Here is a 23,685-nt window from a genome sequence, read left to right as displayed (position 1 = left end):
ATCGCCAGAAAAGCTAAGCTCCTTTCTCAAATAGCCGACAAAATCAACTATTGTCGGATAGTCATATATCTTGGTAACCGGGATCGAAGCTCCGTACCGCTTATTGATGGCTTTAATCCATTCCAGGCCTGTAATCGAGTCCATCCCGAGGTCGATAAATTTCTCGTCTGCGTCAACCTCGTTCTCGCTCATATACAAGACCTCCGCCAAGCTCGCAATCAACTCCGTCTGTAAAATTTCCGCTGACGCGACGATGGATGGCTTCGCGCCTTGAGATACGGAGGCTGGTGTTTTTACATCAGAAACAAGTACGTCCTCACTTGCTTCAGCAGAGCTAATGGTCACAAGTTCATCTTGTAAAGGGCGCAAAACGACAGGAGCTGGCATTACGGGCGCCGGGACCGGAATAAATGACCCAGAGGACTTCATGGCTTCTTTCTCATCGGGCTGCTTCGCATCATGGACTGGAGGTAGCCAGCAAAGTCTTGTATGGTCGGGTAATCGTAAACTTTTGTCACGGTGATTGAGGTCCCGTACCGCTTATTAAGGGCTTTTATCCACTCTAAACCTGTGATCGAGTCCATCCCAAGATCGACAAATGTTTCATCTATATCAACCTCATCTTCATGCATGTAAAGAACTTCCGCCAGACTCGCTTTCATCTCAGCCTGCAAGGCTTCTATAGAGACAGCTGGAACAACGATAGTTTCCAGCTTTGGTGCGGAAGCAGTCGATGCGCTGCTAACAATCTCGTCCGTTATCTTCCCGAGATGGAACGTATCCTCATTTAAGGGCCGCAAAGCTACGTGAACGGGATTAGCGGTCACCGTAGCGGCGGCCGGTGTCTCTGGCAGGAGCGGCCTCACCTGCGGCGGAACAGCAGTAATCTTTTGTTCCGTGGTTCGAGACTCATCAGGGCGGGTCTCATATCCCGTACGGTCGGCCTTCCTGCCGTGTTCTCCGATCCAGAAGCGCTCTTTGGCGAATGGGTATGTCGGCAATGAGATCCTAGAAGGACGGATATTGCCATAGAATGTACTCCAATCAACCTTCAACCCTTTGGTCCATAGGTCCATCAGCTTGCCGTATTTCCCTTTTCTGATCCATGCTTCGATCGTAACGGTCATATCCTCATCTGACATTATGGCGGCCAAAGCATCTTTATTCGCCTTCACCTGACCCCTGCATAACTCTGCGATCCCTTCGTAGCCGTCGACGAACAGCTGCAGCTTCGCCTCCAACTCCTCACAACTTCCCGCCAGCAGAGCTAAGCGCTCGTTCATCGCTTCGCGTCCGACCTGCAGCGTATACGCGATACGGACCAGATCGGCATCGCTGTATTTACCTGCTTCCAGGGCGGCAAGCAGCCTTTCCGCCTGCTTCTTCAGTCTCTCTTCGTTCCACGCTGACAGCACAATCACAACCGGACCGTCCCAGGATGGAGAAATTGTATGTTTCTCTGCTTTCTTCTTGCTGTCCGGGCTGAATTCTTCAACGACGATATGAGCGTTCACGCCTCCAGCGCCAAACGAAGATATGCCGGCAATTCTAGGGAATTCCCGCTTTTGCCCGTTGACCCCAACGGTAGGCCGCTTCCATTCGGCCAATTCCTGCTGAACTTTAAATGGCGTATTCGCGAAATCAATATTCTCGTTCAACTTACCGGAATGAAGCGAAGGCACAAGTTGACCATACTCAAGTTGAAGCAGAACCTTAGTCAACCCTGCGATTCCTGCTGCACTTTCGCAATGACCGATATTGGATTTGGCCGAACCTATTGAACAAAACTGTTTTTCTTGCGTAGATTCCTCAAATACCCGGGCCAAACCTGCGATCTCAATCGGATCTCCCAGTGTCGTCCCAGTACCGTGCGCTTCGATATAGCTCACCGATCTCGGATCAACTTTCGCCGCCTGCCAAGAGCGTCTGATGACATCGGCTTGAGCAGCCGGATTTGGTACAGAGTATCCGTTCGTCTTGCCCCCATGGTTGACGGCTGTTCCTTTAATAATCCCATAAATGTGATCCCCGTCGGCTATCGCTTTGGCCACAGGTTTAAGCAGCACGGCACCGACGCCCTCGCCAGGCACATAGCCGTCTCCGCCTTGGCCGAAGCTTTCGCACCGTCCCTTGCTCGATACAAAATTCCCCTGTCCCAGTAGCAAGTATTTGTTCGGATGAATGGAGACGTTCACGCCACCGGCGATGGCCACCTCGCACTCTCCTTGCCGCAAACTTTGACAAGCCAAATGTATCGCAGTCAATGAGGAAGAACACATCGTATCCAGGGCGATGCTAGGACCCAGAAAGTTGAAAAAGTAAGATACTCTGTTCGCGATCGACGAAGGATTGCCGCTCAGCGCCTTTGGCCTTCCCGAAATCTGCTCCTGTGCGCCATACAGCTGGTATTCCTCGTACATAACTCCAACATAAACGCCGACACGGCTTCCCAAATCGGCCCCTTTGTTCCCGGTCAGATTGTCCTTTGTATAACCCGCATCTTCGATCGTTTCATAAACACACTGCAAAAACAGCCGCTCTTGAGGATCCATAAGTTCCGCTTCTCTTGGCGATATATGAAAGAACTGTGGATCGAACTTGTCAACGTCGTTAATAAATCCCCCCACTTGCTGTAGGTTTTACCCGGCTTCCCCTTCTCTGCGTCGTAGTATAAGCTGTGGTCCCAGCGTTCGTCCGGAATTTCTACGATGCAATCTTTTCCGTTGGTCAGATTCATCCAGAGTTCCTGGACATTATCTGCCTGAGGATAGCGTCCCGCCAGCCCGATGACCGCGATTCCGTAGTCCTCTTGTACAGACTCATTGATCTCACTCGGAGCTTCAACTCGCCGATGCTCGTGTAAGTATGGGGTGCGATGGCTCGAGCTGATCGGAGTGGGCTCCGGCTCCTCTGATCTATCTGTCATGAAATTGGCTGCCGGTTCGGTTTCTTGGGGAATCCCCAACAATTCCGACAACTTGGGAAACTGCGTTTCCACAAAATAATCCGTTAAAGAGCGGATATCCGTATACTCAAAAAACAAAGTTTTGGGCAGCGATCCGAAAGTGGTCTCCAATGCCCCGTTAAGGTGCATAATGAGTATGGAATCAATCCCGTAGTTTTCCATCGGGGCATCCGCTTCGATCCGGTTCACCGGCAGTTTAGTGACAGAAGCAAGCACGTTCTTGAAATAATTCTCCGCTTTTTCTCGAAAGAGTCCTTCCGCCATTTGCGGTTTAACGCGGTTTTCCGTAACGGCAGCATCGGTTGTGAGATTGGTTTGTTTCATGAAGGAACGCATCCGTGCAACGACTCCTTCGACAACCATCACTTGGCTTTTTCCCGATGCCCATGCTTGGTACAGTGCCCGAATACCCGACTTTGTCTCCATAGCCGCCATCCCCGTTTCCCGGATAAGCGCCTTGGCGGTTTCGTCATCGACCCCCATGCCCCCATCTTTCCAGAGCGGCCAGTTCACGGACAGTGTTCTGCCTTGACGCAGCTTGGCAGTCACCAACTCGGTGCGATACTCCGCATACATATTCATAAAAGCATTCGCCATGGAGTAATCCGCCTGTCCCGAACTGCCTACCGCTCCTGCACCGGATGAGAATAGGATGAAGAAATCCAAAGGCAGTTCCTTGCTTGCCTCGTCCAGATGGACAAGTCCCTTTACTTTAGGGGCCAAGACAGCTTGTACTTCTGCCGTGCTTTTCTTAATAATGAAGTTGTCTTGAATAACGCCTGCGCTGTGAATAATGCCGTTCAGGAAGCCATGCTCCGCCAGGATCGATTCGATGAGACCGTGAGTATCGGCCTCTTGCGTAAGATCCATTTGCTGGTATACAACTTTTGCTCCCAATCGTTCCAGCTTTTGCAGTTGAGACCGCTTCTCGGAGGCAAGCGGCGAACGTCCCGTGAGGATGAGAACAGGCTCTTTGACTTTCCCCGCAATCTCCCCGGCAAAAATCAACCCCAGTCCTCCTGCGCCTCCTGTGATGAGATAGACACCGTGATCCTTCCACGGAATAAGCTCGTTCCCTTCGGCTGCAGTCCATTCCTTCCACTCGGCTACCCATCGCTGATTCTTCACATACCGAATATGCTTGTCGTGTGGGAATTTTTCATTTTCCTTTAATCGTTGCAGAATGTCCTCCGCAGAGCTTTCAGGTTGCAGTTCAATCAGCTGACCGGTGAACGCCGGATTTTCCAATTGTGCGGTTTTCAGCAAACCGGACAGTCCGCTGAGCAGCTGTGTTCCTTCTTGTACAGGTACGATAAGCTGCACCAGAATCTTCTCTTTCGGCCGGGAGTTCAGGAGTTTCTGAATGTCTTCAAACGCCTGGAAGGCGTAATATTCGAAGCGCTGATGGATTTCCGTATCTCTTTCTTGCAAGAGCACGCTGTTTGTGAACGCCTGTACACCTCGCTCCACAGCCGGATCCCAGTCGCACAGGATAACTCGGCGAATGCCAAACTCCGAATCCCCGGAAGCGGCTTCTCTCGCATTCTCTTCCCAGACCTGTTCCAGATACAGCAGCCCGTTCGAAGCCTTGTCCGTTCCCGCACGATCGCCCAGCACTCGGGCCGAGTATCCTCTCAAAGCGGCAATTGCGCTGCCCGCATCGTCAATTAAGTCGATATCTAATTTGAGCACATTGTCCCCTTCACCGCTGTTCTCGCTATAACGAATATACGCCCATAATGAAGCGGGGCACGGACCGAAAATATCGGCTTCCTCTAACGCAAAAGGTAGCATAGGCCGATTAACGTCAAATTCGATGGCTTCCCCCTTCCACTTCAAACCGATGGTCGCCTGCAAGGCTGAATCCACTAAGCTCGGATGCAAAACATATGGATTTGTAGCGCCAGCAGCGGCAGCAGGCAACGACAATTTGGCCAATACCTGATTTTTTCCTACATGCAGTTTGGCAACTCCCCGGTGTCCGGCTCCGTGAACGATGCCCATGTTGCTGTAAGCCTCATAACAGGAATCGGATGAAATAGTAGCTGCGCTGCAGCCTGCTAACAATTCTTGAAGATTCCATACTGGAGGTTTGGAATCTGGAGTAAGGGAATGGACCGCTCTTCCTTGGCTATAGATGGTAAGTGTGGATTCGCTGTCTTCAGAGGGACCGTAAACTTCATAAATCAATTCATCCTGCTCCCCTGGATACAGACGGACTTGCAGCTGCGTTTCCCGCTCCCCGGCAACAAAGGGCTGAAGCCAGACCACGCTGCGAAGTTGAATGTGTGCTTGCTCGTGAGCCGGGATGGCTTGCTCAACCGCCGCTCTCGCTATTTCCAGATAGGCGGCTCCGGGCAAAAGTCGTTCCCCTTTTACGGTATGGTCTGCAAGAAAGAATTCGTTACCCGTAAAGACGGAACGAAAGCGGACACCTGAAATGTCGGAAACATTTTGGTGCAGCAGCGGATGAAGTTGGTTATCGGCCACCGGATGTGTAGGCTGCTGGGCTTCGCGAGTCTCTGTCACCATAGGTTCGGGCAGCCAATAGCGCACCTTCTCGAAAGGATAAGTCGGCAGACTGATACGATTCGGCCGACCCTCTCCGTACAATGCCTGCCAATCGGGTTCGATGCCTTTCACCCAGCTTTCGGCGATTTCAGACATATTCGCTTCTGCCAACGGCTGAGGGAATAAGGCCGAAGCATCTTTGCGGATCTTTTCCTTGCCTTTGCGAACAAGTCCGCTCCAGCAATTCCGGATCTTTTCCCGGTCTGCACCAAACGCTTCCAATTTAGCGGTCAGATCTGGAAGGTCTTCCACCAGAAAGGCAACCCGTGCCTCCATGGCCTCCCGGCCTACTTGCAGCGTGTACGCCAAGTCCTGGAGCCGAATTCCTTCATGCAGAAAGGCAGACAAATTCCTCGCATAGGTCTGAAGTCTTTCTTGCGTTTTGGCAGATAGGGGAACAATCACCGGAGTCCGCTCGGGAGCATGAGGCTCTAATGTACTGTTCTGCTCAACCTCAGGAACATACTCTTCCAGGATGAGATGAGCGTTAGAACCTGTTGCGCCAAAAGAACTGAGTCCTGCCCGGCGCGGATAGGGCGTATCTATACCGTTTACTTTCATCAGCGGTTGCTTCCAAGCTTCTATCGACTGCTGCACGTAAAACGGCGTTTGGTTTAATTGTAGATATGGATTGAGTTCTTCCGAATGCAAGGATGGCACGAGTGTCTGATTATGAAGCTGAAGCGCGACCTTGCACAGACCGCTGATACCAGCCGCGGATTCGGCATGTCCGATATTTGATTTGACCGAACCGATCGAGCAGAACTGTTTATCTTGCGTGTAAACCTCGAAAGCCTTGGCCAGACCTTGGATTTCAATCGGATCTCCTAAGGAAGTGCCCGTACCGTGGGCTTCCACATACGAGATTGTTCTCGGGTCAATTCCGGCTTTCGCCAAACAGGACTCAATCGCATCGGCCTGAGCGACAGGACTTGGAACCGAGATTCCGCTCACTGTACCGACATGATTGATCGAACTTCCTTTGATGACCGCGTAGATCCGATCTCCGTCCTGTACGGCTTTACTAAGAGGCTTGAGCAAGACGGCCCCTATACCCTCGCCCGGAACGTATCCGTCTCCTCCTTTACCGAAGGTATGACAGTATCCATCGCTGGAGAACATGTCCCAAATACCGTAGGTCAAATATTTGCCCGGATGCAGAGAAAGATTGACGCCACCGGCCAAGGCCACCTCACACTCCCCGTGCCGGATGCTTTCAAGCGCCAAATGAACGGCCGTAAGTGAAGAGGAACAGACTGTATCCACCGCCATACTCGGGCCATGAAAATTGCAGAAGTACGACACCCTGTTGGCAATCTGCGCATAATTCAGCGACAAAGGGAATCGGTTCTCGTCGGTCATGCCCTCGGCGCCAACCAACGTGTAATCCTTATGCATTACCCCAACGAACACACCGACGTGCTGTCTGTTATAGCGCCCGCTTGGTCGAACCAGCGTCTTCGGTGTATAGCCTGCGTCCTCAATCGTTTCCCAGCACGTTTCAAGAAATAACCGCTCTTGAGGGTCCATCGTTTCCGCTTCGCGCGGCGTAATCCGGAAAAAATGCGGATCGAAGCAGTCAGCTTGATCGATGAATCCTCCCCATCTGGTCAGCTTCTTTCCAGAAGGCGAAGCCATGTCCTCAAACCGCCGCCAATCCCAGCGGGATTTAGGGATTTCCGTGATGCAGTCTTTTCCCTCTTTGAGATTGTTCCAATACTCGTGTATATTGCCCGCCTGCGGATAACGGCCCGCCATACCGATGATGGCGATTTCAGTGTCTACCCCCGGTGTGGTTGTTCTGGAGAATGAGTCTTCCGTTTCCCGAATTCTATGCGTGGTGATTTCTCCTGCCGCTGTAGGCGTGATTGGCTCTGCGCAACTTGGTGCGACGGCCTCTTCGGTTTCAGGAAGCGAAGCCTGGAACGCTCCGCAATAATGCTTGGCGAGATAAGTTGCTAGTTCACTAACGGTCGTATATTCAAAAAGTAACGTCGGAGACAGCCCGGCGCAGATTTGGTTCCCGATCGTTTCTACGACCTGCAAGAGTCCCGGCGAGTCTAGACCCATTTGGTAATAGCCGATATCGGTCTCGATCTCGTCCTCCGCCTTGCCCAATCGCTCTGCAAACAGCTGACGCAAAAATAGCTCGATTTCCTCATACTCCGTGCCTTCTTGTGACACCCTCTCCATCGGCGCGTGCACAATCGATCGCTTCTTACCGATGTTTTGCTCTTGTTCCGACTGGGCAATTTCCTTGCGTTCTGGATTGATCAATTCCGCCCCTCGTACGAGTTTGCTTGTGAAATTATTCAATTCGGCGACTTTCTTGCCTGCTCTGTTGAAGTACTCCAAAGTGAGATAAACCAGTTCCTTCTCCCGGCGGAAGGAAGAACGTTGAATACGTGTGAAACATCCGTCCTGCAACAGTTCCGAAGCCCTAAAGGATTCGTAGAACAAAGGCAAATACAGCCTTTGTTCTCCATCCAGCAAAGCGGCAAGCAGATGATTCGATCCTACACCGCTGCCGTCGATCAGGGCTGGATGAAACATGAAGTGCCCAGCTTGGGATTGATATTCCGATCCGACAGCGATATCCATCAGAACATTCGCATCCAATTCATGAATTTGTCCTTCGGCTTTCATCATGCCGGTATGCACCAATTCCTGACTAAGACACTGCTGGTACAACTCGTCCAGCATGATACTGCGCCCTGCGTTTCCCGCCATCTCATCAAGAGCGAGGGATTCTTCGAAGTTCGTTTGGGGACCTTCCAGCATCTCAGCTTTTACGTATTGCTTCGAATTTGCAAGCAATTGGCCGTTCTGCTTCTCTTGGCCTTCCACTGTGATCTGCCAATGGCCATTCGAAACTTCCTTGCATTGGATTCGGAGTACTACGACTGCGTTATTCCCAACCGCAAGCGGACGGTAGATGGACAGGTTGCGCAGTTGAAGGCGGGAGTAATCATAACCGTGTTCTCTAAATATTTGATACAGCATATCGATATAGGCCAATCCAGGCAGTACTTCCTGCCCGTAAACCACATGGTTTTGAATAATCGGATTTTTTAGTGACAAGGCGATTTGTTTGTTTATGGTCTTCACCTTATACCTCCACTTCGTATGCGTTCCAAATGTTTACCACGCCTTCCGGCAGTGACTGGACCTTCGGTTTCGCAATCATTGACTCCGTATCTCTGCGCGGGAACAGCCGCTTGTTGAGTTCAGGAGCTGGCAGCGGCCGGCGTTTGACGACTTGATCTTCATAACTCTGCCATGATTCTACAATTACATGAGCATTGGTTCCGCCGTCAGCAAAACAGTTAATTGCAGCAATCGGCGCTGGCGACGGCCATTCGATCAGCTCATGGTAAAACGAGAAGCCCGCTGCCTTGCTGTCAAAGTGCGTCATCTCCCGTTCGCCTGATAAGAAGGGAACGAGCTGACGGTGTTTCAGCATCAGCACTACTTTGATCAAGCTCGCAATCCCTTCCGCACATAACGGATGCCCGATGTTGGGTTTGACGGAGCCTAGGCCAAGCGGAGCCGTATTGTCGGTACGGTACACGGATTGGATCGCCTTCAGTTCCAGAAGATCGGTCACGGTAGAGCCCGAACCGTTCGCCTCGATATAGGAGATTTCTTCTGGTCTTTTGCCGCCTTTCGCAAGCGCGGCTTGCATAACATCTTTTTGAGCCTGCAGATTCGGGGTAGCCGGTCCTGCCGTTCGGCCATCATTGTTAAGGGCGACCGCCTTGACTACGGCATAAATCGTATCCCCGTCTTTCAGCGCATGATCCACCGTTTTCAAGAGCACCATACCGACCCCTTCTCCCAAAACAACGCCATCAGCGCGTTCGTCAAAAACATGGAAGGAAGGAGCTTCGCTTAAGATGCCTCGCTGCTGGAATAACCGGTGGACCGCATCCGTTTCAAGAAGGCTAATTCCACCAACGACGGCGCTCTCGATATCGCCGCTACGCAATGCCTGCATGGCCATATTCAGCCCGACTATAGCCGATGAACAGGCTGTATCCAGTACCACACTGGGTCCGCGCAGGTCGAAAAATTGCGAAAGGTTGGCCGCCAGGTAGTTCTGCCCTACGGCAACAATTGGATTGCGTGCCTCAAGAAGGCTTTCTTCGCCTGGCTTATGATGGCTTCTGCCACCGAGATAGACGCCGACGGCTTTGCCTTTCATCTCTTCAAGGGTGTAGCCCGCCTGATGCCAGAGCTTCAAACACTCTTCCAAAGCTATCAGCGCTTGAGGATCCATCGCTTTCGCATCTTCCTCGGGAATCAGGAAGAATGCGGGATCGAACTGGGATACGCCGTCCAGCACACCCGCATAGAAAGAGGCAGGATGTCCCCAACGTTCCGGCGGTACGCTTCGAATAGCCGATTGGCCTTCTGACAACAGCTTCCAATACGCTTCGAGCGTTTCAGCTCCCGCAAAGCGGCAGGAGAGCCCTACAATTGCAATATCCTCCGAACGAGCCGGGGAAGGAAGCAAATCCTGCGCATCCTTGTTCGTTGGATTACTGGATTGCTCCGGGATAACCCGCTCTGCAAGCTCCCTTTCTTTCATTTGAGGCCGCTTTGCGGCCGATTCTTCGGCAATGAGATTCAAAGCAGCTGGATAGGATTCCGTCAGCCATGAGGCAAACTGCTGAATCGTCGGATATTCATAAAGGATAGACGGGTCGAGATTCGCTGCGATCTTCCGGTTAATGCGCTGCAACAGCTGCGCTAAAATAATCGAATCCACTCCGTATTCTTGGAACGGTTCATCCATCGCCAAATGGGAAGGGTCGATCCTTAATTCTTCGGCAAACATGCCGAGCAGCCAAGTCTCCGTTTGTGCCAAACCAAGACACGCACCTATCTGTCCCGGCGTGACGGCCTTGTCTGAGTCCGCCGAAACTTCCGATTGGCGAATGGATTTATTTCCCTCGTCCGCTTGGCGGAGACTTCGCCACATGAGACGTTCGGGGTACCATTTGGACCGATCAACTCTCGCCGGCAGGATCACCGGGCTCTGTTTACGCTTAATAATAGAGTCCAACAATTGTAAGCCTTCTGCATTCGAAATGCTTAACAGACCGCTCTCCTTGTACACGGGATTCGTCACTTCGCCCATTCCAGCTTCTTTCCAGTTCGGCCATTGTATACTGACAATGGGTACAGCATGCCGGACCGATTCGGCAAAATAATCCATATACGCATTCGCCATCGCATAATCCCCTTGACCCGCTGAGAGTGACGGAATGATCGCCGATACCGAGGAAAATAACACTAAAAATTTCAACGACTCACCGCAAAGCTCGTCGTACAGGGTGTTAAGCCCCGCAATCTTAGGCTCCAGCACTTCTTGAATCTCCGCATCGGTTTTGCGGATGAAGGCCAGTGTGGTCACATCAGTCAATCCGGCACAGTGAAGAACTCCGCCGATCGGGCCCAGTGTACGCTTAATGTTATTCAGTTCCCTTCGAACGTCGGACCGTTCAGATAAGCGGAGAGCCAATACTTGCACCTGCACACCTTGTGCTTCCAGCTCTCGCAAAGCTTGAATTTTTTGGCCTAGAGGCGTATCATCCGCAAGAAAGTTATCCCACGTCTCGCGTGGTGGAAGCTCTTCACGCCCAGTCAGGACGAGCCTTTTCACCCCATAATGCCGTACGAAATGCCGGGCACATAAGGCCCCAAGTCCACGGGTCCCTCCAGTAATTAAAAGAACGTGATCTTGTGGGAAAGGTTCCGGCGTTATGGCCCCCTCTTCACTCTCATCCTGTTCCTCTAACAGCATCTGAACCGCATCCCGTTCCGGTAGCATACCTCCGCCTCCTCGCTGTCAGCGAAGTATTCGTCAGCAATCTGCTGTGCCAAAACCCCGTCATCAACGATGGAATGATCCGCATCCATGTGCCTAGATCTGAGATGGCCATACTCGCTTTGCAGCATACGGTAAAGTCCAGCCCGCGCAGCGCCGGTCAAGTTAATGGCACCCGGGTTTAAATACGATTCCAAGCCCCGAGTAACACCGAGCAGCATGAGGCCTTCTTTATGTCCATGCTCGATCAGCGATTGAAGCCACTCAATACAAGATCGCATTTCGTATCCAGACGTGCCGCATCCGGCAAGATCCACCACACCGTCAAAACTTTTCCAATCCCAGTCTGAGAAATGCTCTACCTGCTGTGCATGTATAATCTGATGCTGTGGGAAGTGTTCGGCAACCCGCTCGGCCAATGCTTCCGTCTCCGGATGTGTCAGGATCGCGACGATACGATGACTTTTCGTTTTCGATACGGATGGGCAGGGTACCCAGCTCTTGGCCAAAAGGCAGGTTGTCCTCGTCCGCTGTTCCGTCGAAGAATCTGACGCCTCTTTATCCCTGGCGGGTAAGACGTTGTTGTTACCGCCATCAGCGTGCAAATACTCTGGGATCCAATAACGTTCCTTAGCAAAAGGGTACGTCGGTAAAGAAATGCGGCGTGGCGCTGCATCGCCATAGAGCTTGTTCCAGTCGATGTGAAGTCCTTTGACCCAAATCTCGGCAAGTCTGGCATATTTTCTTTTGACGATCCATGAATCGATAGCGAGCGCCATATCTTCATCCGCCGAAATTAACGTCAGCGTCTCGTTGTTCCGGTTCGCTTTGCCCCGGTAGGAATGCTCTGCAACAGATCTGCCTTGCAAAAAGTCGTCCAACTTCTCTACGAGCTTCGATATCGAGCCTACGATCAGCGCCAGTCGCTCTTCCATACTGTTCCGTCCAACCTGCAGCGTGTAAGCGATGCGGCTTAAATCTTTTTCGTCAATCTTCCGCATGCGTATGAACATTAGCAGCTGTTCTACCTGTTCCCGAAGGCTTTTTTCATTTTTGGCGGACAGAACGACAATTGACGGTTCTCGCGGTGTCGGATTGCATTCTGAAGGTTCATCCTCTTTGGGAATATACTCCTCAATCACAATATGAGCATTGACACCCCCAATTCCGAACGAACTTACGCCCGCACGACGAGGCAATTCGCGCCCTTGTTTATCTTGTACCGCCTTCCAATCCTCGGTATTCTGCACGATATAGAACGGACTGTCTTTCAATTGAAGATAGGGATTCAGCGTCTCGGTGTGCAAACTTTTCACTAGTGTTTTATGCTTCATTTGCATCAATATTTTGATAATGCCCGAAATGCCCGCAGCTAGCTCCAGATGGCCAATGTTACTCTTCACCGAGCCTAATCCGCAGCGATGATCCTCTATTCCGGAATCACCTTCAGTGTCGTACAACTCTTTGAACGCCGCCTTCAAGCCGTTGATCTCGATCGGATCGCCCAACTCCGTTCCCGTACCGTGGGCTTCGATGTACGTAACCGTCCTTGGATTCACGCCAGCTTTTTTGTAGGCCTTAATCAATAGTTCAGCCTGGGCTTTCGGGTTCGGAGATGTGAGCGTATTCGCTCGTCCTCCATGATTTTCCGCGGTACCTCGAATGACCCCATAAATAGGATTGCGATCCCGCTCTGCATCTTTCAATTTTTTGAGAACGATCATCCCCACACCTTCCCCTCTCACGTACCGTCCGCACGGCTAGAGAAGGTTCTACAGCGTCCGTCGACGCTCAACATGCCCGCTTTGCTGTAGCTGATATGGGCTTCTGGCGTCACAATGGTATTCACGCCGCCTGCGATCGCCATCTCGCAATCACCCATCTGGATGGCTGATGCAGCGCGGTGTATGGCTACAAGAGAACTCGAACATGCCGTTTCTACCGGCTCGCTAGGACCGTGAACATCTAAAAAATAACTCAATCGGTTCGGTCCTACAGAAGGAATCATGTTCCCCATCGTGGAATGGCCTTCAATCGGCAAATCGGCCTTGTAAAACAAATCCTTATATCCTGTATTCCCCGTCCCAACAAACACACCTGTAGACGTTCCCGAAAGGCTCTGTGGGCAAATCCCTGCATCTTCGATCGCTTTCCAGGCATAGGTCATGAGAAGTCTTTGCTGTGGATCAATGAATTGGGCTTCCCTCGGTGAAATACCGAAGAACAACGGATCGAATTCATCTACGCCTTCGATAAACCCGCCCCATTTAACGTTCGTCTTGTTGATCTCGTTAGCTGGATCTCCGTCATATACGCCAATCCCAACGGTCTTGGGGGATTTCCGTGATACAGTCCTTTTCGTCAATGAGATTGTTCCAGAATTCGTCGATGTCGGCCGCGCCGGGGAATTTTCCGCTGATACCGACAATAGCGATAGGTTCGAATGGTGTCGCCTTACTTGGCTCTTCTTGCAAGGCAAAACGGTTTCTTTGCCGCTTCGATATCCTATTTACGTCCGCATCCGAAACATCAGTGCTGGTCGGACTGTTGTCTACCTCCACATTAGGGACATGTTCCGGCTTTGCCGATGCCTCACGGCTGTTCAATACGTCCCCGTACTCGCGAACTAGAAACTCCGTCAAGTTTCTCAATGTTCCATACTCAAAAAAGACAGTAGGTGCTAGCTCGAATGTGTACGCTGTATTGATTTGGTTGGCAAAGACGGTATACGAAATCGAATCAAACCCGTATTCGCCAAGCTCAGTGTCTACATCGAGATCCTGCAAAGAAACCTTAAGCAGATCTGACACCATCTGCTTAAGGGAAATCTGAAGTTCGCTCTGCTGATCCTTGTTCTTCACGTCCGAATGGATCACGTCCGCTTTGCTGTGGTTCCCTTTTATTGGTTTAGACATTGGCGCTGTCAATAATTTTTGCTTGATTTTATACCGATTACCTTCCACAACGAAGACCTGGGTTTTCCCTGACATATAAGCATCATATAATGCCTGGATGCCGGAATGGGTTTGCATCGGAACTAAACCCAGATTCTGCATCATAAGCTTCTCCGTCTCCATATCAACCTGCATTCCCCCATCTTTCCAAAGAGGCCAATTCACAGAGAGCGATGCCCCTGTCCGCAGTGACTTCTGGGTCAGCTCGTTCCTGTAGCCCATGTAAGCGTCCATGAACGCATTGGCTGTGGCGTAGTCCGCCTGGCCAGGGTTGCCCAAGCTTCCTGAGATGGATGAGAAAGTAAAGAAGAAATCAAGCGGCAGCTCTCTGCTCGCTTCGTCCAGGTACACCAAACCGGATACCTTGGGGGCCATCACATCTACCAGTTCTCCCCTGGTTTTCTTAATGATGATATTGTCCTGTAGGATTCCTGCGCCGTGGATAATGCCGTCCAGATGGCCGTACTCTGCCACGATCTCCCCGATCAACCGCTGAACGGCTTCAGAATCGGTTGCATCCAGCTGCTTATACGCTACATGCAATTGCATACCTCGAAGCCTATCCACCTGCTGCTCCTGTTCTTCCCGCAAGGCGCCGCGTCCTGTGAGGATTACGGTTGCCTGTGAAACTTTCTCGCCGATTTCTTTCGCGAACAGCAGGCCTAGTCTGCCTGCTCCTCCAGTAATGAGATAGACCCCCCGGTCTTTCCACGGCACGCTCGTATCTTTCACCAGCTTTTGATCCATTTCCTGCCATTCGGTTCCGTACCGTTTACCGTCCGTATATCGAATATGCTTGACGCTTGGATGCCTAGCGTTTTCCTTCAATATTCCCGGCATATCCGCATTGTGAGGGTCTCCAGAGATTTCTATGAACTGTCCGCTCAGTTTCGAGTATTCCAGTCCAGCCGTCTTCAGTAGTCCGGTTAGGCCTGAGTAAATCTGTTCCTCTCCCTGATGGCAAACCACCGTTTGAATCAACAGATTCCCCTCAAGCTTGGACAGCAGTATGGACTTGATATGCTCAAACATCTCTCCAGCATACGCTTCAAACCGCATGGATGGCGTCCCAATCTGTGAATCTAGACAAAAAACCTCGGCACCTGGTAGATGGGATATGATGCGTTCCCTCGCCACAGCTGCTGTGTCGCAAAGGAAAATAAGATGCTTCTCATATTCGTAAATGGGTTGATCGGAAGCTGCCGGACGTTCCACCCAGATCGGTTCAAGCAGCAAACGTTCGATCTTAGACGAAGAATCCGCCACCGCCTGAACCCCGCCTTCCAGCACCCTAGCCGTAAAGCCTTTGATCTTAACGCGCAGCGCTCCCAATTCATCGCACAGATCAACATCAACACGTTGAACTGGGTCGCCCGCCTTATTCCCTGGGCTGAATCGGGCATACGCCCACATTTCGGAAGTGCATGGACCATACACTTCCAACTCCTCCAACGCAAAGGGCAGCAGCAGCTTATGCCCGGCTCCCCCACGCATGATGCAGATCGTAGCGGTCTGAAGGGCCGCATCCAGCATGCTGGGGTGTAGCACATAGGAATCCCGCGTTTTGACGACCGCAGCAGGAATAACGAGCTTCGACAGTACCTCCCTCTCCCCTGCATACAAGCTCTGAATCCCCTGAAAACCCGCACCAAAAGAGATCCCCAGACGTCGTGCATCCTCGTAAAAATCGGTGGAAGACAGTTCTCCGACTTTGCAGCGTCTTAATAATTCTTGTAAATCCCAGGTTATTGGCTCCGATAAATCCATCCATTCCGCTGTGCCCTGACCATGCACTAATTCGGAATCGTCATCAGCCGAAAGACTATAGATTTCGTAGCCAATTCTCCCATCCGCTTCTGGGAACAAGCCTATATGCACCTCGGCAGGCGTACCGTCCGAGACAATCGGTTGAATCCAAACGACATGCTTCAATCGGATTCCCGTCTGCTTATGCTGGCTCCTTCCTTGCGAGAGTTGGATGGCCGTGCGAGCCATTTCCAGATATGCTACCCCAGGCAGAACCGGATTTCCACGCACTACGTGATCGGCCAAGAAGAACTCCTTCCCCGTAAAGGTAGAGCTGAACCGCTGTTCCAACATGTCTGATGTGTTTAGATGCAGCAAAGGATGGAGATAACTGACTTGTCCTTTTTCCTCCGCTGATGCCACCACCTCAGCCGTAACACGTTTCCCGTTAGATCGAGGAATCTGAAGGCGTTCTTGGGCAAAAGGATACGTCGGCGCACTCATCCGGTGGGGGCTCGTCCCCCGGTACAGCAGCGTCCAGTCCACGCTCATTCCCTGGCACCACGCCTCAGCCAGTTTGCTGAGTCTGCCGCCGGTAATCCAGGCGCGGACAAGCTTCTTGCTGTCTTCATCGTTCTCCAGCAGCGCCTCTGTTTCTTGCTTTCGTTCTCCGGTATACAGGCCCAGGCTCCGCTTGCTGCCATGCCCCTGCAAATAATTCTCCAACTGGCTCTTCAGCTCCGCTGCATCCGCTGCGACAAACGCCACCCGGCTGTCCATCGCTTCTCGGCCCACTTGGAACGTGTAGGCCAGGTCCGCCAGACTGTCGTTCTCCAGATTACCTTCATTCATGAACTCCAGCAGCGACTCGGCATAGGCCCTTAGCCGCTCCTGATTTTTGGCCGACACGGGAAATAGATACGGGCCGCTGCCCGGCTCCTCCTGAGCCGCTCTCCGGTACTGTTCGAAGATCGCATGCGTATTGGTTCCTCCGAGTCCAAAGGAGCTTAGTGCTGCCCGGTACGGTTCTTCCTTCGCTTCCAGCCGTTTCCGGCTCTCCACCACATAGAACGGCGAGCTTTCCAAATCCATATTCGGGTTCGGTTCCTTGTAGTTGATCGTCGGCGCCAGTTCGCCATGATACAGGCTCATGGCCACTTTGATGCACCCGGCCATTCCGGCCGCTGTGTCCAAATGCCCGATGTTGGTCTTCACCGAGCCGATTCCGCAGTACTGCTTCCGCTGCGTATGCTCCCGGTACACCGCGCTTAGGGCCGACAGCTCGATCGGATCGCCCAGCTTCGTCCCGGTTCCATGCGCCTCGACGTACGAGATGCTCTCCGGGTCAATCCCCGTCGTCTCCAACACTTTGCGGATCACGTCCGCCTGACCTTTAACGCTCGGCGCATAGAAGCCGACCTTATCCCCTCCGTCGTTATTCAGCCCGATGCCGCGTATCAGGGCGTAAATGTGGTCGCCGTCCGCGACCGCATCGGCGGCTTTTTTGAGCAGCAGCACCGCAGCGCCTTCTCCTCCAATCATGCCGTCCGCCGAGGCATCAAACGCCTTGACGTGTCCGTCGCTGGAGAAGTTGAGGCCGGCTTGATGCACATAACCGACACCCGTTCCGGTGTGCAGCGTCGCGCCACCGACGAGGGCATACTTCGACTCGCCGGACTGCAAGCTCTGATACGCCGAATACAGACCAACTAGTGAGGACGAGCAGTTCGCATGCACAAAGTAACTCGGGCCTTTCAGACCCAGCTTGTGAGAAATCATCGTGGGGATCGTGCCGCTCTGCGCCAGCACCCAAGACACATAGCCGTCCGGACTTTCCAGACTCTCCGTCCACTCTTCGGGAAGCAGGGAGCGGTATCCATTGTTGCTGCCCGTCATAAATACGCTCGTGTGCGGAATCTCGCTAGCCACGTATCCGGCATCCTCGACCGCCTTCCAGGCATGCAGCAGCAGTAGCCTTAACTGCGGGTCCATAAACCCGGCGTCCTTCGGCGAAAGGTTAAAGAAACCCGGATCAAAACGGTCTTTGCCTGCAATGGTGGACTGAACCGGCACGTAGGCCGCGTTCTCCGCCAGCTCCTCCGGTACACCCAGAGCGCGAATCTCTTCTTTGGTAAAAAATTTCAGGCTCTCCTGACCGGAGAGCAAATTGTTCCAGAACTCCAAGTGATTCCCTGCCCCCGGAAATTCGCAGGAAATGCCGATAATCGCCAGGCTATCCCGGCAGGCTTCCGGCAGCTCTGCCACAAATTCCGCGTCAAGCTCACCTCGCGTCCCGCGGGTTTGGTCTTCTTTGCCCCCAATTTCCAGCCCTTCATCCCTCGCCATATCCAGCGCCGCTATGCCATCATGCTGCTGGGCGGCGATATAGCTTGCGATCGCTTGGATGGTCGGGTATTCGAACAGATCCATCGCGGTGAACTCGCACGCCAGCTCTTTTCGAATGCGCTCAGCCACCGTAACCGCAAGAAGCGAGTCTCCGCCGACATCGAAAAAGCCGTCACGATTGCCCATGCCACCAACCTGCAGCACGTCTTCCCAGATCGCCAGAACCGCCTGTTCCAGTCGGGATTCCGGCATGCTTTGGGTATGCGCCCGCTGCACGGTCACTGGTCGGTCCGCCAGCTCCTTGCGATCGATCTTCCCGCTCGGTGTGAGCGGCATCCGGTCTACACGGATGACATGTGCAGGCACCATATAGTCGGGTAAGCCTATCTTCAGGTGGCTCTGCAGCTCGCGTGCTTGCGGAGTGGTCTTATCCTCGCGGGCGGTATAGTACGCGACAAGCGTCTTGTGCTCGCCGGCCTGTTTGACGACCGCGACCGCGTCCTCGATACCCTTATGCTCGCTAAGCCGGGTTTCGATAGCTCCGAGTTCGATACGGAAGCCGCGCAGCTTGACTTGATTGTCGATCCGTCCCAGGTATTCGATCTGTCCGTCCGGCAGCCACCGCGATAGATCGCCGGTCCGGTACAGCCTCGTACCCGGCTGAAACGGGTTATCGACGAACTTCTCCGCGGTCAGCGCCGGCTGATTGTAGTAGCCTCTGGCCAGCCCGTCGCCTGCAATGCACAGCTCGCCGGGGATGCCGATCGGCACCAGCCGCAGTTGCTTGTCGACGATATATACTTGCGTATTCGCGATCGGTCTCCCGATTGATACAGGCTCTTCCGATTGGATGTGATGAACCGTAGACCAAATTGTCGTTTCAGTCGGTCCAAACATGTTCCATGCTTCCGTACCCGAGCTTATAAAATACTGTTTCAGCTTGGATGGCAGCGCTTCGCCTCCACATAGAACTTTGACCCGCTCTTCGTTCTTCCAACCGGATTGAAACAGCATCGACCATGTAGCCGGCGTAGCTTGCATGATGGTCGGCCGAACCGCTTGAATTTCTTTCTTAAGCTTTTCCGCATCTTTGCTTACGTCCGATTTGCAGAGATAACATTGAGCGCCCATCAGCAGGGGCAAAAACAATTCCAAACCGGCGATATCAAAGCAATAAGTGGTCACAGCAAGCAACCGGTCCTCGGCCCGCAGCCCAGGCTTTTTAGACATTGAAGACAGAAAATTGACGAGCGCTCTGTGCGAAATCATGACACCTTTCGGCTTTCCAGTACTTCCAGAAGTATAGAGCACGTAGGCTAAATGTTCTGGCCTCAAATTTTGTTTGAGGGTCCGACCTTCCGCCACTTGTATAGATTCCTTCCAGTCTTGGTCTAATGAAATCACTTTCTCTACCTTTTCGAATAACTGTCTCCGTTTGTTTCGAAGTTCAGATTGTGTCAGCAGAACGGACGCTTTGCTGTCTTCGAGCATATAGGCAAGCCTTTCCTCAGGATAATCAGGATCCAGGGGAACATAAGCAGCGCCAGCCTTCAGAATTCCAAGCAAACCTATAATCATGTCCAACGAACGGTCTACGCAAATGGCCACTGTACTGTCAGGGACAATGCCTTGCGCTTGCAAATAAATGGCCAATAGCGTGCTTCTCTCGTTCAGCTCCTGATACGTGAGTGATACGTTATCGCAAATTGCCGCAATCGCGTCTGGTGTCCTTCCTGCTTGCTGCTCGAACAATACAGGTAGGCTTGCATCCGGATAATCGGTTTGGGTAGCATTCCATTCGTGTAGAACGGTATTTTCATCTTTTTCCGAGAGCATTGAGATTTGTTCTAAAGCAAGAGCAGAGTTGCGAATCAGCGATTCCATAAGGCTCATGTATGAGTCGCCTAACTTCTCAACAGTCGAAGCTTCGAATGCATCTGCATCGTACTTGATATTTAGTGTCATCCGATCATCCTCATCCCACAGCTCGAAGATCAGTTCATATTCGCCTTCCTGATGAAGGCCATCTACGAACTCAATGGAAGAGTCCGGTGCATATTCATGGATCAACTGCTTATAGCTGGTCGATTGTTGGAAATTTTGCGAGTAAAAGGCCGTTTGGAATAGCTGTGATCCTCCCGGGAACGACTTGTTTCTGTTCTGTACCATTCGCGGCAGCGGATACACGGCATGGTCCAGCCCATCTAGCAGAGTGTATTGCAGGTTCTGGATGAATTCTTCGAAAGTTGCCTGATCCCGAATCTTTTCTCTGATCGGAAGCATATTCAGAAAGTTCCCGATCATGGACTCAAAACGTTCTTCGGGCCGCGTCATGACCGGCATACCGACAATCATTTCCTCTTGGCCTGCATACCGATTCAATAGAATCATATAGCCGGCGAGGAGAACGGTCGTCATGCTTATTGAATGGTGCGAAGCAAAGGTCTTGATCGAGTTTTTGAGTTCCGCTGGAATCAGCTTGCTGCAGGTATGCCCGTTTCTGCTCAGTCTAGAAGTCTTTGGGCGATCTGCCGGCAATTGCAGGTTAGGCAGGGTCCCGGATAACTGCTGTAACCAGTAGTTACGGTGTTTCTCGCCTTCCTCGCCGGACAGCATACTTTGCTCCCACGCCACGTAATCATCGTAGTTTTCTGTTGCATGTTGAGCTGTCGGTATCTGACCCTGCTCAAGCTGCTTGTATCCGTCCAACAAGCTATGCATTAAAGTCATGGAAGAAACGCCGTCAAATACAAGATGATGGATCACAACGAGCAAATAATGCTCTTCTTCAGATCGCGAGAACAAAAAAATGTTCAGCAAAGGATGGCCTTCAGCTGTAAAAGGTTTTTTGGCCTTTTCTCTGAGATGAGCAACGATTTTGCTCTCCTTCAGCATCGAGATATCCTCCATTGTTATAGACAATGGCCCAGAAGGCTGGATCGTTCTGCAAGGAACTCCATCTACTTCTACAATGACACTTGTCAAGATCGGATGCTGCTCCAATACATACTTCAAAGCCAGTTTTAATTTCTCAATATCCACCTTGAAAGCAAACCGAAGGCCTAGAGGTATGTGGTAAACGCAAGATTCAGGATCCATTTTTTGCAAGGTCCATAATCCTTTTTGAACCTCGGAAAGCTGTCCCCTTGCCGTCCTTTTATCTCCGCTCTCCCTGCTGGATATGCCAATCCCGCCGGCATCCGGGGACCCAGCGTACTGTTCTGCCGTCTTTATGAATACAAGCTCCGCCAAAGATTCAAACGTCGGATGTTTATATAGTTCCCTAGCCGTCATTTTAATCTGGAAACTCTTTTCAATAAGACGGATAAGTTTCATCATCTTAATGGAATTCACGCCAAGGCTCAGGATATTTGTACCCGACTCCGCCCTATCCCTATTTACCCCCAGCTCCTTCTCAAAACAGAGTACCAGCTCTTTCCAGATGAGCTCCCGAGTCCACTCTTCCCCTACTACTAAACGGCTGCCTGTCTGTTCTGCCGTCCGCGACATCCTTTCCAGACTCTCCTGCAACCCGGAAAACTCCCCGTTTTCAAAGGCTTTTCTTAGCTGAGGACGTTGAATTTTACCAATCGGCGTTTTGGGAATGCTATCGCGCTCCAATGGCAGCACATACTCTGGCACAATGCCAACCGTTTTGGCAACATGAGAACGAATCGCTTGAAGAAGCTGCGTCATTTGGATTTCATCCAACGAACGGGACGGAACGAAGAAAATTGCTAGTTGATCCGTGGTATCTTCCAGTGTGCGTATCGCGCAAGCGGCCGTGTAGGAAGTCTCAATATCCGCAAGCTCTTCAACAGCCGACTCAATCGCGTAACTGTAATAGTTCACACCATTAATAATAATGGCATCTTTAGTCCGGCCTGTTAGGGTTAGACGTCCTTCGCGCATAAAGCCAAGATCTCCCGTCTCGAACCAGCCATCCGCCGTAAATGCACTTTGACTTAACTCAGGCTGCCGATAATAGCCGCTTGTAATCGACATGCCCTTAACTTGCAGACGACCGATGGAACCTTCGGGCATCAATTGATGTTGATCATCCACAATCCGAATGGATAAACCTGGAATCGGCAAGCCGGTCTCCACGAAATCGTCTTCGTCCCGAGTGGTGCTCCTCATAAACCGATTTGAAAAAATAACGCCAGAGGATGTTTCGGACATCCCCCAAGCTGGACGGATGGCATTTGAAGGCAGTCCGTGGGGCTCCAGCAATGTCAAAAAGGCACGCACTACCTTAGCCACTGCGGCTTCTCCACCATTAAACATAAAGCGCATGGAGGAAAGGTCCCATTTTTGGCTGCTAATTTCTTGCGAATAATCGTTGACCAATCCAAAAGCAAAATTTGGCGCCCATGTGACTGAAGCCCGGTAACGGTCGATCCCGTCCAACCAGCTCAGTGGATCAACCAAAATACTTTGACCTGTTACGTTGATCTCTTGACACCCCAAATATACATCGCGTAAATGCATCATAAAAATTCCGCCGACGTGATCGAACGGCATCCAGTTGAAGGTTACATCCTGATCTGTGAATCCATACATCTGGATCATACCCTTAACCATGCTTAGTATATTGCTGTGACTAAGCATGACCGCTTTGGGGGCGCCAGTACTACCAGAGGTTAAGACCAATATTGCCAGGTCCTCTGGCAAAGCTTGATGCCAGTGGTCCGTCTTTTCAAATTCCAAAAGCTCTTCGATAACTAGCAACCGAATCTGCGATAGTCCCATCATGTCGGCCCAGTTCTGTAATTCAGGCAGCCTCTCTCGGTTAGTCAGGATCGGCGGGTGATTAAGAGTAGTCCAAGCATCTTTCAGTTTTTGGGCCGCGCTATCCACCTCTGCATAAGTTGGAGCAACAGCCAATGGAGAAGGTACACAACCGGCCAATGCGCATCCCCAGAACGCGGGGATGAATTGCTCGTTGTGCGGAAGCTGCATCAGCAGCACATCCTGCGGCTGCAGACCTGAATGCCGGAGCCCCTCTGCGACACTTCTGGCGTCGTTCCAGAGATCCCCGTACGACTGATGCAGTTCGGAGCCATCCTCAAGCAGATAAACAATTCCCCGACTCTCTCCATACTTTCGGGCAGTACTTTCCAAGGTCTCAGCAAGCGTGGCGGGCTGATTTCCGTCGGTTATTAGCTTCTCTCCATGAGATATTGAGATGCGGGCATGAACGTCTGTGGGTTCAATGGATAACTGATCATTTCTCATAAGCTACCTCCATTTACTCCGCTATGTAATCG

The 23,685-nt window shown here is 51.7% G+C and carries 3 pseudogenes; all 3 read right to left on the bottom strand.

What is annotated here, in order from left to right:
- Nucleotides 1-38: 38 nt before the first annotated feature.
- Nucleotides 39-8,317: pseudogene (locus JCM16418_RS26810) on the bottom strand (SDR family NAD(P)-dependent oxidoreductase); the annotation flags it as partial.
- A 75-nt stretch (nucleotides 8,318-8,392) separates the two neighbouring features.
- Nucleotides 8,393-8,644 (bottom strand): annotated as a pseudogene (locus JCM16418_RS27015) (hypothetical protein); the annotation flags it as partial.
- A 1-nt stretch (nucleotide 8,645) separates the two neighbouring features.
- A pseudogene (locus JCM16418_RS05920) lies at nucleotides 8,646-23,653 on the bottom strand (amino acid adenylation domain-containing protein).
- Nucleotides 23,654-23,685: the final 32 nt, after the last annotated feature.

Origin of the sequence: Paenibacillus pini JCM 16418, assembly GCF_000576305.1 — a bacterium.
In the GTDB taxonomy this organism is placed as follows: Bacteria; Bacillota; Bacilli; order Paenibacillales; family Paenibacillaceae; genus Paenibacillus_AQ; species Paenibacillus_AQ pini.
Note: the sequence above shows the minus strand (reverse complement) of the source record. Positions and strands in the feature narration are given on the sequence as shown.